This is a genomic window from Niveispirillum sp. FG156 (genome assembly GCF_057809555.1).
Genome location: NZ_JBMDKE010000006.1, coordinates 110,068 through 125,108, shown reverse-complemented (window position 1 = coordinate 125,108; position 15,041 = coordinate 110,068). Strand labels below are relative to the sequence as shown.

Here is a 15,041-nt window from a genome sequence, read left to right as displayed (position 1 = left end):
ACCAGGATCAGTAAAATGTTCTCCGAAATTATCCATGGCGAACTTGTGATCGTCGAGCTGACCGGTCGGATCGACAGCAACAATTATCTGGAGGTCGAGCGGTTCCTGGTGGAAAGGGCGCAGCGCGCCTCCGGTCGCCTGCTGATCGACTTCCAGCAGGTGGGCTATATCAGCAGCGCCGGCCTGCGCGCGCTGCTGAAATGCGCCAAGCTGTCAAAGGCGGCACAGGGCCGCCTCGTCCTGTCTTCCATGAACGAGAATGTGTTCCAGATCTTCGATTTGGGGGGCTTCACCAAGCTGTTCCAGATCGCGCAGGACCGCGCCAGCGGGGTCGGCCTGCTGAGCTGAGGAGGTTGGGCGGTGCCTACCGCCCTTTTCATGGCGATAGGGGGAAGTCGTGGCGGAAATCGTCCTGGTCCTGGACAGCCGGTTGCAAGAAATCGCCCCGCTGGCCGATCGGGTCGATGAATTCTGCGACAGCCATGACCTGCCGCCGCAATTCGCCTTCCAGTTCAATATCTGCTTCGAAGAAGTCCTGACCAACATCATCCAGCATGGGCTGGGCGGGGAGGCGGGCCGCGCCATCACCGTGCGTGTGGCGTTAGAGGGACCGTTGGTGACGGGGGAGGTGGTGGACGACGCGCCCGCCTTCGATCCATTGGCGCGTGAGGAGCCGGATATCGACGCGGAACTGGATGAGCGGGAGATTGGCGGGCTGGGCATCCATCTGCTGCGACGCATGATGGATGACGTGACCTATGCCCGTATCGACGGTCATAACCGCCTGCGCTTTGCCAAGAGACTTCCTGGGTGACTGCCTGAGTGCCTGGCTTCGCGCTGCGGGTCCTGCTGTTTGTGGCGGGCGGCGGCTCAGGTGGATGCCGATATTGCCTCGTCCCGGTTTGCGAAGATGCTGAAGATCGTCATGAAGCCGCTGATGGAAAAGACCTCCTGCACATTCGGGTGCAGGCTGCACAGCCGCAGTTTTACCTGTCGCGTTTTCGCTTGCTTCGCTGCTTTCAGCAGGATGCGCAGCCCGGCACTGCTGACATAGTCCAGACCGGCCATGTCGATGACACAGGTGGGGAACGTGGCGATCGCGCTGGTTGCCTTGGTTTCCAACTCGCCGCAGGTCAAACCATCCAGGCGACCGCGCAGCGTGATGACGCTGACTTCTCCAACCTGTTCGGTGGACACATCCATCACCATCACGCGCTCTCCGTTACATTGTTTTTCCAATTGGCGACCTGTTGGCCAAAACGAAAGTGATTCCGGTCGCCCAGGCGCTGATAAGCCACGGAATCCATGACCATACGGACCATATGTATCCCAAGCCCGCCGATTTCGCGTTCATCAATATCGGCGTCGATATCAACAAGGGGGCGTTGCAGGGGGTCGAATTCGGGCCCGTCATCGGTAATTTCCACCTGCAGCATGATATCGCTCAACCGTATGGAAATTTTAATGCTATGGCCGGCTTCGTTGCCAAGGCCATGCTGAATGATATTGCTCAGTAACTCATCAAAACAGAGGTTGAACTGGAAGAGCGGCTGCGCGGGGATGTTGTTCTTTGCACAGAATTCTTCGAAAGCAGTGGCGAGACGGTGAATTTCGTCCAGATTGCTGTCCAAGAAGAGATCAAGGCTGGCAATCTCTTTCATGTCCGGTTGCCCCCGGTTCGTTCCCCCGGTCGATCCGGGATTGGTGATCAAGGCATAGGCACCGACGCAGCGGCGGCGCAGGATGGTTGACAGGTCGGCGGCGCGGGCGTCCAGCGCCACATCCGTGAACCGCTCCATATATTGCCGCAGCAATCGTTCGCCGCTGCCGGTCAGCAGACCGACACCCAGAATATCGGTATCGGCGCAGTCCTCGGCCTGGAGCCTGCCCGCCCGCCATTCAACTTTGCGTGTCGCAGCACCTTGGCCCCAGCTCAACAGCAGCAGACGGTCATTACCGGTGGCGATATCCGTCAATGCCTGTTCTGCGCTGGCCCCCTGGGACAGCCGTGCTGTGATCAGATTGCCGATGGCGCCAGCGCGCAGGCTGCGGTCAAGCGGATCGGCCAGTTGGACATTTCCCAACAGGAGATGGCCGGTTTCCCCAACCTGGATCAGTCTCAATATTTGCCCGGCATCGTCACCAATACGCCGGCAGACGACCTGACGGCCGATCAAAATACCGTCGATATCCGGTTGGGTGGCCGCCGTCAGGGTTCCGATCAGGTCGTTTACGGTTCTGAATTGTTCATTTTCGACGCTGAGGCGGTCGGTGCGATCACGGCGGGCGCGCAACACGCTGTGCATGGTGCGCAATGCCTCGTCCAGATCCTCTACTTCCTGAATGCCGCTGATTGCGGGCGCACCCTCCAGCCTGCCTTGCGGCAGCAGGGCCATGCGCTGTTCCAGCAGGCGCAGCCGGCGGCTGATGGGGCCGGCGACGGCGAGCATGGCGCACAGACCGGCGACAATCCCAACCGCCAGCAGCCCCAGGGCGATCCAGCGAATGCGCCTTATCTCCGCCGCTGACCGTGCCGTCGATATTTCCAGTGAAAGGATACCGCCCTTTTCCAGGGCGATGGAAACCTGCACCGGCTGGTCGCCTTCCAGTGTTTCCGGCAAAGCCACCACCGGGGCGGCGGCGGTGATCGGCGGTGGTGCCGACTGGAACCGGCCCACTGCAAGCTGTTCCAGACCTTTGGCGTCGGTCATGCGCAACGCCGTGATCTGATTGGCCTCCGTGATCTTCGACAGTACCGATGGTTCCGGCGGGGGCTTTGTCCCGATCATCCGGGCAAGCGTGACCGCTACGCTGCCTGCCTGCTGTTCCAGCCCCCATAAGGTCTGTTTGTAATGTCCGAGCAGAAGCAGGCCTCCGCCCAACCCGGAGAGCAGCAGCAACAGCGGTACAAACAGCCAGGCGATCCGGGTTCGCAATGATAAGGTCATGGCCATGTGCTCACCAGATCGCCGGCGCATTCATGGAATGCCATCAGCAAGCCCGGACATTCATTGACGATGGTGAAAAAATGCCCCCGGTTGATGGTGAGGCCGGCGGCACCCTGCGTCGGGTCGGCCACCAACGGCCCCGGCAGCGGTTGTTCAAACAGCAGGGCGCAGGCCCCGATGATCGGTGGCAGGGGCCGTTCCGCCAGCATGACGGCTCCCTGGCGAATAATCAGCAGGTGGCGCAACGGTTGGTCTGGGCCGGCGATGATTTCCCCCGGCTGCCAGCGGGTTTCACGGGATACCCCGGCGATGACGCCCAATTCCTCCCGGCGCAATCTGTCGAATGGCGGGGTCATGTGCAACTGGAACAGCCGGTCAACGGCGCTCATCCGACACCTCCGTGGCTTGGTGCGAAGGTCATTCGGCGGCCATCGCCCACCACGGTCAGGGGCGGTTCGCTGAGCAATGGCAGAATGCAGGTGCCGGGGGCCAGAACCGTGCCATCCGCCAGCGTCAGCCCGATCTGGCTATGCACGGTTACGCGATGGCCCTCCACCCGGAAGAGACACAGCAGGTCATGGCCCAACAAGGGGGAAAGCATGGTTTCCGCCTGTTGTAGGGACCCGGCAGCACCGGCCAGATGCTGCACCTGAAGATGGCGGATGCGGGCACGCAGCGGTTCCTGACCCTTCATCGTCAGCCAGGCGAGAGTACCATCGGGAAAACTGATGCCGCCATCCAGCATCGGGTCACCCGGCGTGACCTGATGGGTGAGGGCCGGGGGACGGTCATTCAGCAGGCGTAGCAGGGCGTTGGTGCGCCGTCCCCATTCCGTGCGCCGCTCTGCGGCATCCGCCAGCGCCATTTCCTGCTGCAACTGCCCCCGCATGTTGTTGAAGGCCTGTGCCAGATCCCGCAATTCTGCGGCCCCGTGGGGGACGACACTGACAGCCGTTTCTCCGGCGGCCAGACGGAAACCGGCCAGCTTCATGGCGGCAAGGGGGTCGGCAATCCGGCGGGCGGCGGGGACGGCGACAGCGAGGCTGACCAGAAGAACGCAGACACCGATCAGCCCCGCACTGACGAGCGCCACCCTCAACTGCCCATTGATGGTGGTGATATCGACATCCGCCCCGACCATCCCCTCTGAATGGCCGTCAGTGGCGGGCAGGGGTACGAACGCGGTCTTGATCAACCCCCATTGTTTCCACTTCTGAATGTCCGTGATGTGCGGTCGGCCCGTGTCCAGCACGGCCAGGATGTTGCCGGCATCCGCTGCCGGCAGACTGTCGACAGTGCCGGGGGGCGAATGGTTGTCGTCCGTATTGGCATCCAGAACATAGATGATATCCAGTCCCCCCATCGGGACCTGAGTATAAAGGTAGGTGAGCCCCAGTTGCTTTTTGATCTGTCGCAGGGGCGCGACGGTCTTTTGGAAAAGTTCGCTGTTTTCGATCTCTTCCCCCGGCTCGCCCGCGCGGACGGCGGCCAGCAGCGCGGCGTGTTCCGCCGGATCGATCAGGGATGAAACGACGGTGCCGACGGCGGTCAGTTTCGCATTGAACCCGGCAATGATGCTGCTGCGCATCTCCTGATAGGCGGTGATCGCGACGATCAATGTCGTCGCTACCAGGGCGGGGACCAGTGCTGTCAGCAGCAGCCCCTGCAGGCTGTATTTTGTCCCCCGGATCATGCGGCCACCCGGTGCTGGAACAAGCGGGTCGCCAGCCTTGGATAGGCTTGCGCTGCTGCCAGGATGACCTGGGCCGGAATCACCAGAACCTCACCTTCCGCCATGAAGGCCTCACTTTCATAGCGGGGGCGGTGCAGTGCCTCCATGCCGATCAGGCTTGGGCTTGTATGCTCGGTCTTTCTGCCGTCCGGGTGGGTCAGTGTGGCACCGCCGCGCAGTATCAGGAACAGGTTGTCGGCGCGTTCACCCGGCTCGAACAGGGAGGTTCCATCGATCTCGCACTGTTCGCTTGCGGCAACGATGGTGAGCAGATCACGCAAGGGGGAGGATTGAAACAGGTCACAGCCGCAAAGGGCGGCCAGCTTCGCCACCGGGGTCAGTCGTAGGCTGCTGCTTTCAAGATGCAGCAGGTCCAGCACCGTCTGTTGCGTCAGATCTGAACGGCCTTGGCGCAGGCGGGCGCGCAGGGCGGGCAGTGCCTGCTCGCCCTCAAGATCGCGCAGCGCCTGTGCGGCGGCGGCAGCTTCCAGCGGCAATTCGCTTTCCAGTGCGCGCCGGAGAAAATCGCCGGGGGCGAGTGGAGGGCTGTTGCCGGCATGGCGTCGTCGCCTTTCCTGGCTGGCATTCGCATCCACCAGACCTCTGATCAGGGAGAAGACCGTGTGATCGGCGGCCTGTTCCAAGGCTTCCAGCGCGTTTGCCCGCACTTTTGGATTATCTGAATCCAGCGAGGCCACCAGGAGTTCAAAATTCGGCAACCCGCCGCCTAAGGTGAGCAGCAACAGGGTCAGTTCCAGACAATCATGCTGCTGGTCATGGTAGACCCGGTGCAGCATCAGGCAGCCGGGCGACCCGTCCATCATCGGAACGCGCTGTTGGTTCTGTTCGGCGGCATAGGCATGGCGCAGTTCTGCCGCCGCCAACCCGCGTGTTGATGCGGCGAACTGGGTGGCGGAAAGGCGGGCCAATGTACGGGCGGCCACAGCCCGGCTGCTGAAACTGTATCGGCGGTCGCGCAGAACGCGAACCAGGGTGGGAATGGCGGATTTTCCAAGCCCGGTTGCCGCCTTTTCCAGCGCACGCCGTTCGAACGGGGTCAGCAGGTCAGCCAGTTCAAGCAAGGGAAGCAGCACGGTCGGATCATTGGCTGAACTCAACACCGCAATTCCCACGGCACGCGCCTCAGGCGATGCCCGGCGGATCGCCGACAGAATATGGTCTGTCAGGTGCATGGTCTTCAGCGGTCCCATTTCCAGCAGGGCGACCAGCGCGCCATGCCGGACCTCTGGTGCCGCATCTGTGAGGAAATCGGTGATCAGATGGGCGAAACGTTCCCCACCCAGCCGACCCAGGGCCTGCACCGCCGCCAGCCGTTCCTGTTCATCGCCCTTGCGCAATTCGCTGAGACGGGTAAGCGCCGTTCGGCAATGGTCCGGGTCGCTGCTGTGCCAAAGGGCAATGACGGCGGCGGCGGCCATGTCGGGTTCCGCCAGCCGCTGGTGCAGCGCGTCGATGCGGCCCCGGTCCAGCAGATAATGCGCACCGAATTCCGCCACCATGGCGGCCCGCGACCAGAGGGCTTCGCGGGACGGGTCATCCGCCAGATGCAGCAACTGCCGGCCCGCCCCGTCCGCCAGCACCCGGCGAAGCAGGCGCTGCGCCTCCACCTGGCCAGGGGGGCTTGCGATATCGATGAATTGCAGCAGCAGCTTCAAATCGGTGGCAAGCCATTGACCGGGCTGGATCAGCATATCCAGCGCGCTGATCTGCACGTCTTCGGGGGCGGCAGGATCGGCGGCCAGCCGGCGCAAAGACTGCAAATCCCGTTCATTGTGGGTTGTCGAATGTTCACGTCCGAAATCCAGCCATCCGCGACGCAGGTTGCTGACCATGGATTGCCGGTAACTGCTGCGCAGTGCCAGGACCAGCAGGATCAATGCCAGGGCCAGCAGCATGGCAATGGCAGACAATTGTTCCGGGCTCAGATCATCGCGCAGCAACAACAGGGCGACACCGGCGGAGGCGGTGACAAAGGGCTCGCACAGCCCTTCCACCACGGTGCGCACCTGCTTGCGGTACTTTTCATCGATCGCGTTGAACAGGAAGTTGAAATTATTGAAGTCGATGGCCGGGACAACGCCCTGCAGCAGCATGAAGCCCAACAGTGCGGGGCCCAGGCCGAAATCTACAAAATAGAAAGTGAATACAAGCATATAGATGCTGGGAACGATCAAGGCGACAGAACGGACGCCAAGCCGCAGCACCAGACGGTTGAAGACAAACAGATTGATGACCAACGTCAAAGCGCTGGCCGTACCATAAAGTTCCCCGAACAGTTGGGCCAAGTCTGTTTCATCCCGCCCCTGGGCAAAGACGGAAAGATATTGGAACTCGTTTATGTTGCCCATCAACAAGGACAACAGGAACACGCCGACCACCATCGGGATATAACGCGAACTGCGCAGTCCCTCACCGATGGCGCTCATCGTTCCGCGCCCTGTTTCCCCGTCGTCCATGTCTGCGCGTTCGCTCAATTGCGGCCAGCGACGTTTGATCGCCAGCAGCAAAGGCAACGTGGCAAGGGCCAGGGCTGCCCATAGAAGGTAAAGCGTGGAAACCGGTAGATGTTCGGCAAGGGCGTTGACAATGGTGCCACCGGTTATGCCGCCCAGGGCCGTGCCGACGCTCAACAGTGCGAACAGCCGCTTTCCATCCTGGATGTCAAAATAATCGTCAACAAAATTCCAGTAAAGGGTGTAAAGGCCGATAAACCAGATGGCTGAATAGAGCCTGACAAGATAAGGAAATGCCTGCACGACCAGGGACGGCAGCATATCGGGATTGGACAGCCCAGCCCATACCAGGGCCCCGCTGACCGTCAGCACCAGCAGGGCAAGTGTCAACGCGCCATCTGCACCGAACCGACCGGAAACATAGGCCATGGTGGGCGTATAGATCAGCATGGCCCCCGCAGTGGCCATGTAGATATAGGGCAGATTGGCAGCTCCCGCCCCGGAAACGAACAGCGCGTCGCCCGCACTCATCCCGATGCTGAGGCCGGTCTGCAGAAAAAAGGCAAGGGATGCGAAGGGCAGCAGCTTTGCGAGGTCGTCGCGGTCAAGCCCGAATGCGCGCAGGATCGCGTTGATCATAGGCCCTAACCGGATGACCGCAGAGCATGCGGGTGTGGAAGAATTGTACAACCACGTATGACCGTGGTAACGCATTTTTGCAAGATCATGTAAGCCCTGTTGTCTGGGCCTTTGGCATGGGGGAAACAGGGATGACAGGAAACGACGTCAATTCCGGCCCAATGCCCGGACAGGCAGGATGATCATGAGATACCGGTTGGATATCAAGGCCAAGCTGCTGCTGTTGCTGTTTGTTTCCAGTCTGGCAAGTGCCGCCGCCTACACATGGTTCTCATACCACCGGGAACGGGCGGCAACGTTGGCGGGGATTGATGCGCGCCTGTTGGCAGCCGCCCGCGCGGTTGAACTTTATACCGGTCAGGAATATCATGATAGGATTGATGGGCCGGATTCCGTATCCGATGATGATTACGAACGGATCATGCGGCGGCTGAACGCCTATGCCCGTGAAACAGGCTTTGCTTACGTCTATACCTATATGCAGTTCGGCGACAGCATCCATACAACGGCGACCAATGCCACGGATGAAGAGGTTGCTGGTGGCACCTACGACCGTTTCTTCCATCTTTACGACACGGCGTCGCCCGTCCTGTTTCAAGCATTCAGGACAAAGCAGATTCAGTTCGACAGTAATTTGACCGATAGTTACGGCACCTTCAGATCTGTTTTCGTGCCCGTCACCACCCCATCGGGCAAAGTGTTTGTTGCCGGTGCCGATCTCAGTGTCGATTTTGTCCGCCAGCAGACCAGTGCCGCCTTGCAGGGTGCCTTGCTGATCGGTGGTGTCGGTTTCCTTCTAATGTTCGTTATCGGCCAACTGGTGATTTCCCGGATCATCATGCCCTTGACCATGTTGACGGAGCGGACCCGCACCCTGGTTGGCGAGAGCATCGACCAGGATGGGGCGGACAGAATAGCGGAGATCGCGGGCCAGCGCCGGGATGAGGTTGGTGCCCTGGCCCGGGCCTTGACGGAGATGATCCGGCGGCTAGGAATTTATGTTGAAGCATTGCAGGAAACGACCGCCGCCAAGGAGCGTGTGGAAGGTGAGCTGTCTGCCGCCAGGGAAATACAGTTGGGCCTGCTGCCAAGGCGGGATCCGCCATTCCCGCAACACCACCAGTTCGAGTTGCATGGCTTGATGGAGCCCGCCAAGGCCGTTGGTGGCGACCTTTACGATTACTTCATGATCGGGGAGGACCATCTGGTTTTCATCGTGGGGGACGTCTCCGGCAAGGGGGTGCCGGCAGCGCTGTTCATGGCGGTTGCCAAGACGCTTTTCAAAGGAAACTCCGTCGCAGCCCCGACAGAGCCACCGCTGGATATCGCCAATGTGGTTGAACTGCTGAACCGCCAGCTATGTGATGAAAATCCGCAGGAACTTTTCATCACGGTATGTGCCGGCATCCTGAATATCCGCACCGGGCAGGTCGATTATTGTGATGGCGGCCATGACGCGCCGCTGATCATGGCCGCCGACGGAACCATCCGCAAGGTGGAGAAGGTCAAGGGGCTGGTGCTTGGGGTGATGGATGATTATTCCTATCAGGCTGGCCAGTTCCGGCTCAATCCGGGCGATACGCTGCTGCTTTATACTGACGGGATTACCGAGGCGATGGACCCTGAAGGCCGCCTTTATGGCCTTGAGCAGTTATGCAGGCGGCTGGCTGAAACGCCCGCTGGCGCGGCACCGCGCGGCCTGAATAACTGGATCCGCGACGGGATTACCCTGTTCGCCGACGGGGCGGAACAGTCCGACGACCTGACCCTTCTCTCCATCCGGTATCTGGGGGAGGGGGCTGGTGTCTGATCCGGCGGGGGCCGCTGCCGTGGTGGCCGAATATAGGGAACTTTATCCTGGTGCTTGGGCGCGCCAGGCCATCCCGGATATTGAGATCGATGCACTGGCGGTGGCCAGTGCGGGCGATCCGGCACGTTTCCGGCGATATCTGAAGCGTCGCCTGCATGGTGATCCGCTGGCCTACATTCTTGGCCAGATCAGTTTTGCCGGACGCCCGTTTGCCATCGACCGCCGCGCCTATGTCACCGACCCGGAGACGGTGCATCTGGTGAAGACAGTCGGCGATTGGGCGCGGTCGCGACCCGGCCCTCTTCGCGCGGCGGAAGTCGGGGTGGGGGCCGGGGTGCTGGCCATCACTCTGTTGCTGGAGGTGCCGGGACTGTCGGTTACCGGGCTGGAACTGGATGCGGCGGCTGTTGCGCTCTGCCGCGAGAATGCCGCGCGGCACGGAGTGGAGCTGGAAGTGCTGGAAAGCGACATGTTCGCAGCCTGGGGGGACCGTCCCCCACCTGACATTGCCTATGCTGACCTGCCTTGGGGCGACGATACGACCTTGTATGGCGATGATCGCGACGCCGGTCATTATCATAATATGCCGCCCACCACGGCGTTTCCCCTGTCGGGGCGTACCGGCACACATCAGGAACTGGTGCGGGCCGTGCAGCAACTTGGCTGGTCTACTCAGCTTTGGCTGAATTGCGGAACCCTGCCCGATGATGACATCGCGGATATTATTGGCGCAGCCGGGAATATGCGCGCCAGTGTTCTGACCGTCGTCCCGACGGTTCGCCTGTTGCATCTGGTCCCGTCGAGGGGCTGACGGGGGCCGTCATGTCCCGTGCTTTTGGTTACTTGCGCAATCCGGGTGATGGCGTAAGCCTTGGTCGGGATATGAGCCTGGGGGATCGCCCTGGTGAATTTTCAATGTCGCTGAACTCGCAAAAGGCGCCCTATGTCGACGGTTAATCAATCGGCCCCGCCGATACCCGAAACGGCGCGACCGCTTTACCCAATCGCGTTTGCATTGGGTAAGGGCTATCCGACGGAAGCCGACTGCATCATTCTCCGGCAGGAGGCGGGCAAGGGGCAGGGTGTCTACGCCGTGCGCGCTTTCAAGGCCGGGGAGCGTATCGCCAAGGTCAGCGGATCGATCAGCCATGCGGTGATGCAGCACACGCTGCAGATCAGTTCAGGCGTTCATCTCTATGATCCCTATTTCAGCGGCTATCTGCTGCATTCCTGCGATCCGAATTGCCGCCTCGACATGCAGCGTTTTGAACTACTGGCGCTGCGGGACATCGCCCCCGGTGAGCCGATGGTCATCGACTACGCTTATACTGAGGATGTGCTGTTCAAGCAGTTTGCCTGCCTGTGCGGGGCGCTCAACTGCCGGGGCTGGATTGCCGGTCGGCGCGAAACGGCCAAGAAATAGGGGGGCGAGATCATGGTTGATTTCTGGTGGGCGCGCCCGGACCTGCACTATGTCGGCAACCGGCTTCAGTTTGGCGGTCACGATCTGGCTGGGGCTGCTGCTGCGGCGGGCGGCCCTGCCTTTTTCTATTCCGGTGAACGGGTGCTGGGCAATCTGCGCCGGTTGAAGCGGGCGCTGGATGCCACGGGCATGGATACCGCCATCCGCTACGCCATGAAGGCCAACCGTTTCGCCCCGCTGCTGACCTGGATGAAGATGTCCGGCCTGTGCGGGATCGATGCCTGCTCCCCGGTAGAGGTACGCCATGCCGTGCAGTGCGGTTTCAGCGCCGCAGAGATTTCGTATACGGCAACATCGGTTTCCGACGCCGACCTGTCGGTTCTGGCCCGGCAACCGGGCATCTGGATCAATGCCGACAGCCTGTCAATGATCCGTCGCCTGGGCAGGCTGATGCCTGGCCGGTCCATCGGCATCCGGGTCAACCCCGCGATGGGGGTAGGCTATCGTGAGAATGAGTTGCTGCGCTACAGCGGCGATCGAACGTCCAAATTCGGCATCTATCGGGAGCAGTTCGCCGAAGCGCTGGAGCTGGCACGGCAGGTGGGGTTGACCGTCGAGGGCATCCATTTCCATGTCGGCTGCGGCTATCTGAACGGCCAATTGGATGCCTGGGGGGCCGTGTTGCGGGAATGTCGCTGGTTCCTGGATCAATTGGACCGGCCGCGGCTGGTCAATCTGGGGGGCGGGCTGGGCGTGCCGCATGTTGCCACCGATCACCCGTTGGATCTGGAGGTCTGGTCGGCACTGATCCGGCAGTCCTTCCTCCCTTATGGTGTATCGGTCTGGGTTGAACCGGGCGACTATATTGTCAAGGATGCCGGCCTGCTGATGCTGCAGGTGACCCTGGTCGAGGAAAAGCGGAACACGCTGTTCTACGGTGTTGATGGCGGCTTCAATCTGGCGATTGAGCCCGCCTTCTATAACCTGCCCTGTGAGCCGGTACCTGCGGTGCTGAATGCGGATCTGGCCGAAGCCTGGGCTCCGTCCGCCCTTAAACAAGCCACCATCGCCGGCAATATCAACGAGGCGCTGGACCTGTTTGCCCAGGATAAGCCGTTACCGGTCATGCAAGAGGGGGATTATCTGGCGCTTTTGAACGCTGGCGGCTATGCGGCTTCCATGGCGTCCAATCATTGTATGCGTAGCCCGGCAACAGAACATCTGTTGCTGCCGGGTGCCATTGGCTAACACTAAAGTTGCATATTTTATGAAGTTCTGAATCAACGGGCGACCATGATTCGGAGGGTCATGGGATGTCTGGTTCGCTTGAAGACACGCTTGGTCTTTGGTCGGCTTTTTTGCGTTCAGTGAAAGTGCGTATCCGTCCGTTGTTCACGCAAGCTCGCGTTGCGGCTTCTGCGGGTTTGTTTCTGGACGGACTACTGGGAGCGGAGCGACGCAAGACGGGCCGCCCGCCGCCATCCAACCGATTACGCCGTACTGGGCGGTTAACCTGGAAACCAACCATCCCTGGGCGAAAGGGCATTCACGCCATCATTTCAAAATCACATTTTCACTATTTGAACTTTCTCCTTCCCGAGGCGCGTTTCGCGAACCATCCAACCTCCGTATCAGCTAAGGGTTGGGTATGAGGACCTGCACAGAACAACAAGCAAGTCCCATAAGGGGAGGACAGGATGGTTTCGAAAGGTCTTTTGTCGGCCAGCGTTTGCGGGACTGCTCTACTGCTGGTTGCTTCTTCAGCGTGGGCGCAGGCCGTGCCTGCTGCGACCACTCCAACATCGCCGGAAGCAGTGACGAGCGAACTGGCGCTCGAAGAAATTGTCGTGACGGCTCGGCGCCGCGCGGAGAACATTCTAAAAGTTCCGATCTCGATCACCGCGGTTACCGGGGCCACTTTACAAAATCAGGGTATTTCCGATTTGAAGCAGTTCTCGAGCTTTGTACCGGGCGTCAGCATCAACAATGGTCGAGCGGACGGCGGTGGCACTACCGCGCAGATCTTCATCCGGGGCGTCGGGCAGAACGACTTTCTCATTCCGAACGAGCCCGGCGTCGGCCTTTATGTTGATGACGTTTATGTCGCCAGTTCGAGCGGTGCTCTCAACAGCCTGGGTGACATACAGTTGATCGAGGTACTGCGGGGGCCGCAAGGCACGCTGTACGGCAAGAACACGATCGGCGGCGCGATCCGCATTACGACCATGAAGCCTGATCTCGATACATTCAGCGGGAACGCGTCTGTTGCTGTCGGCTCCTACCATCGCGTCGATCTCACGGCCGGTATCAATGTGCCGCTTACGGATACGGTGGCCCTCCGTCTGTCCGCGATCAGCCGGAACACAGACGATCTCCAGAAACGCTACCTCGACAAGGACGGCGAGGGTCAGGGCAACATCAATCAGGATGCGGCCCGGGCGGTACTCCTCTGGGAACCTTCGAGCGACTTCGATATCACGGTTTCCGGCGACAGTACGCGCATCCGCCAGCATGCACCCTATGGCGGTAATATCGGCTTCGTGCCCGGCGGCAGTCCGCTCGTCGATGTGCTTAACAGTCAGTATTTTCCGACGATCAACGCGTCTTTGGGCCTGCCGGCAAACAGTCAATTTGATGGCCGTTGGGCAACCGCTCCGGGGGCGGTGGGTTCCACCGGCCCCAATGCCGACCATTACGACGTGTGGGGTGTTTCGGCGGTTGCCAATTACCAACTTGCTCCCGACATCTCACTGAAGTCGATCACCGCCTATCGCAGCGTCAAGGGGTTTGCCGGTCGCGACGGTGACAGTTCGCCCTACGCGATTACCGAGACGGTCAGCAATGACGACAACCGCCAGTTCTCGCAGGAACTGCAACTGAACGGCGCGTCATTTGGGGAGCGGTTTAAATGGACGACCGGTCTCTACTACATGCACCAGAAGCTCCAGAACGACATCACGACCAAATTGTGGGATGGGCTTGTCAAAACAGCGGTCAATATCGACTTCAACGCACTTTCGTTGAGCCGGCTTTCTGGGGGTTCCTATGCGGTGTTTGGGCAGGGAACATTCGACATAACGCCTCAGATTCACCTGACGGTGGGTGGCCGTTACAATCGAGAGACGCGAAATTTCAATAATAATTGGTATTTCCTGGTACAGCCCAGGCAATTCACTTGTCCTGGCCGCGATGTCACCGGCACACTCATCGAGTGCAAGTCGACCGACAATGTCTTCACACCCGCCGCGTCGCTGGCCTATGATCTGACCAGTGACGCGATGGTCTATGCCTCCTATTCTGACGGCTTCAAGGTCGGCGGCTGGACCCCTCGCTTGTTCAGCCAACAGTCGCTCAAGCGATATCTGCCCGAACGGCTGAAGGCTTATGAGGTGGGCCTGAAGACCAGTTGGTTCGACCGCAGGCTGGCCTTCAATATCGACGTATTCCAGAGCGATTATACCAACCTGCAACTCACGTCGGTTCTGGCGGACAGCACCGGGTCGCCACAGCCCGTTGTCCAGAATGCCGGCGCCGCCCGCATTCGCGGCATCGAATCCGACATATCGGCACGGATTGGCACCGGTACGAGGATTCAGGCGGGCCTGAGCTATCTTGACGGGGAATATGTACGGCTTGACCCTGGTGTCTCGTTCCCGCTTTCTGCGAAACTGCCGGAGACCCCCAGTCTTTCGCTTAACGGTTCCATTGAGCAGACGGTCGATGTCGGCGAAGGTCAACTGGTCTTCCGCGCCGACGGCACCTATCGCTCCAAGACCTATAAGGACCCCAACAACGTCGAAGCCATCGCTCAGCGGCCCTATGTGCTGGTCAACGGCCGCATCGCCTATACGCTGCCTGGCGACATGGTCACATTCGCGGGCTATGTGACCAACCTCACCGACAAACGGTACATCGTCAGCGGGCTCGACATCGCCAGCACATTCTCGGAGTACGAGGCGTATTTCGGGCGTCCGCGCGAATTCGGCTTCGAAGTTTCGGCGCGCTTCTGAGGCAG

The 15,041-nt window shown here is 60.4% G+C and carries 12 protein-coding genes and 1 pseudogene; 8 read left to right on the top strand and 5 right to left on the bottom strand.

From position 1 onward, the window contains the following. Positions 1-15 precede the first annotated feature (15 nt). On the top strand, positions 16-348 hold the full coding sequence (locus tag ACODSP_RS05550) for an STAS domain-containing protein (protein ID WP_488964634.1): 333 nt from the start codon (positions 16-18) through the stop codon (positions 346-348). A 49-nt stretch (positions 349-397) separates the two neighbouring features. Then, a complete protein-coding gene (locus ACODSP_RS05545) occupies positions 398-814 on the top strand; it encodes an ATP-binding protein (RefSeq protein ID WP_488964633.1) in 417 nt (138 codons plus the stop codon). 56 nt (positions 815-870) lie between these two features. On the opposite strand, the gene ACODSP_RS05540 is transcribed toward ACODSP_RS05545, so the two are convergent. Genes ACODSP_RS05540 through ACODSP_RS05520 form a run of 5 tightly spaced genes read right to left on the bottom strand, consistent with a single transcriptional unit; the run spans position 871 to position 7,793 of the window. Then, a complete protein-coding gene (locus tag ACODSP_RS05540; RefSeq protein WP_488964632.1) occupies positions 871-1,209 on the bottom strand; it encodes an STAS domain-containing protein in 339 nt (112 codons plus the stop codon). Next, entirely contained in the window at positions 1,209-2,954 is a 1,746-nt protein-coding gene (locus ACODSP_RS05535; protein WP_488964631.1) for an ATP-binding protein, read from the bottom strand. The genes ACODSP_RS05540 and ACODSP_RS05535 overlap by 1 nt, the downstream gene beginning before the upstream one ends. Continuing rightward, a complete protein-coding gene (locus ACODSP_RS05530) occupies positions 2,945-3,337 on the bottom strand; it encodes a cyclic nucleotide-binding domain-containing protein (RefSeq protein WP_488964630.1) in 393 nt (130 codons plus the stop codon). Before ACODSP_RS05530 ends, ACODSP_RS05535 begins: the two co-directional genes overlap by 10 nt. Beyond that, positions 3,334-4,641 carry a HAMP domain-containing protein gene (locus ACODSP_RS05525; RefSeq protein WP_488964629.1) on the bottom strand — a complete coding sequence of 436 codons (1,308 nt, stop codon included), beginning with the start codon at positions 4,639-4,641 and terminating at the stop codon, positions 3,334-3,336. Before ACODSP_RS05525 ends, ACODSP_RS05530 begins: the two co-directional genes overlap by 4 nt. Then, positions 4,638-7,793, bottom strand: a complete 3,156-nt coding sequence (locus tag ACODSP_RS05520; RefSeq protein ID WP_488964628.1) for a HEAT repeat domain-containing protein — start codon at positions 7,791-7,793, stop codon at positions 4,638-4,640. The genes ACODSP_RS05525 and ACODSP_RS05520 overlap by 4 nt, the downstream gene beginning before the upstream one ends. A 184-nt stretch (positions 7,794-7,977) precedes the next feature. Between ACODSP_RS05520 and ACODSP_RS05515 the strand changes: the two genes are divergently transcribed. The 6 genes and pseudogenes from ACODSP_RS05515 to ACODSP_RS05490 all read left to right on the top strand — a co-directional run bounded on the left by ACODSP_RS05515 (position 7,978) and on the right by ACODSP_RS05490 (position 15,036). Next, positions 7,978-9,603: a PP2C family protein-serine/threonine phosphatase gene (locus ACODSP_RS05515; protein ID WP_488964627.1), complete on the top strand. Its 1,626-nt coding sequence runs from the start codon at positions 7,978-7,980 to the stop codon at positions 9,601-9,603. Next, positions 9,596-10,414 (top strand): methyltransferase, encoded by an 819-nt coding sequence (locus ACODSP_RS05510; protein ID WP_488964626.1) that lies wholly within the window; start codon positions 9,596-9,598, stop codon positions 10,412-10,414. The genes ACODSP_RS05515 and ACODSP_RS05510 overlap by 8 nt, the downstream gene beginning before the upstream one ends. A 132-nt stretch (positions 10,415-10,546) precedes the next feature. Further along, positions 10,547-11,026 carry an SET domain-containing protein gene (locus ACODSP_RS05505; RefSeq protein ID WP_488964625.1) on the top strand — a complete coding sequence of 160 codons (480 nt, stop codon included), beginning with the start codon at positions 10,547-10,549 and terminating at the stop codon, positions 11,024-11,026. 12 nt (positions 11,027-11,038) lie between these two features. After that, a complete protein-coding gene (locus ACODSP_RS05500) occupies positions 11,039-12,274 on the top strand; it encodes a type III PLP-dependent enzyme domain-containing protein (RefSeq protein ID WP_488964624.1) in 1,236 nt (411 codons plus the stop codon). 65 nt (positions 12,275-12,339) lie between these two features. Next, positions 12,340-12,495, top strand: a pseudogene (locus ACODSP_RS05495) (IS701 family transposase); the annotation flags it as partial. Positions 12,496-12,723: 228 nt separating this feature from the next. Then, positions 12,724-15,036, top strand: a complete 2,313-nt coding sequence (locus tag ACODSP_RS05490; RefSeq protein ID WP_488964623.1) for a TonB-dependent receptor — start codon at positions 12,724-12,726, stop codon at positions 15,034-15,036. The last annotated feature ends 5 nt before the right edge of the window (positions 15,037-15,041 follow it).

What these genes read in the sequence shown, in the direction of transcription:
- ACODSP_RS05550 (WP_488964634.1), top strand. Translation starts at nt 16, where the DNA reads ATGTTCTCCGAAATTATCCATGGCGAACTTGTGATCGTCGAGCTGACC.
- ACODSP_RS05540 (WP_488964632.1), bottom strand. Translation starts at nt 1,209, where the DNA reads ATGGTGATGGATGTGTCCACCGAACAGGTTGGAGAAGTCAGCGTCATC.
- ACODSP_RS05535 (WP_488964631.1), bottom strand. Translation starts at nt 2,954, where the DNA reads ATGGCCATGACCTTATCATTGCGAACCCGGATCGCCTGGCTGTTTGTA.
- ACODSP_RS05530 (WP_488964630.1), bottom strand. Translation starts at nt 3,337, where the DNA reads ATGAGCGCCGTTGACCGGCTGTTCCAGTTGCACATGACCCCGCCATTC.
- ACODSP_RS05525 (WP_488964629.1), bottom strand. Translation starts at nt 4,641, where the DNA reads ATGATCCGGGGGACAAAATACAGCCTGCAGGGGCTGCTGCTGACAGCA.
- ACODSP_RS05520 (WP_488964628.1), bottom strand. Translation starts at nt 7,793, where the DNA reads ATGATCAACGCGATCCTGCGCGCATTCGGGCTTGACCGCGACGACCTC.
- ACODSP_RS05515 (WP_488964627.1), top strand. Translation starts at nt 7,978, where the DNA reads ATGAGATACCGGTTGGATATCAAGGCCAAGCTGCTGCTGTTGCTGTTT.
- ACODSP_RS05505 (WP_488964625.1), top strand. Translation starts at nt 10,547, where the DNA reads ATGTCGACGGTTAATCAATCGGCCCCGCCGATACCCGAAACGGCGCGA.
- ACODSP_RS05500 (WP_488964624.1), top strand. Translation starts at nt 11,039, where the DNA reads ATGGTTGATTTCTGGTGGGCGCGCCCGGACCTGCACTATGTCGGCAAC.
- ACODSP_RS05490 (WP_488964623.1), top strand. Translation starts at nt 12,724, where the DNA reads ATGGTTTCGAAAGGTCTTTTGTCGGCCAGCGTTTGCGGGACTGCTCTA.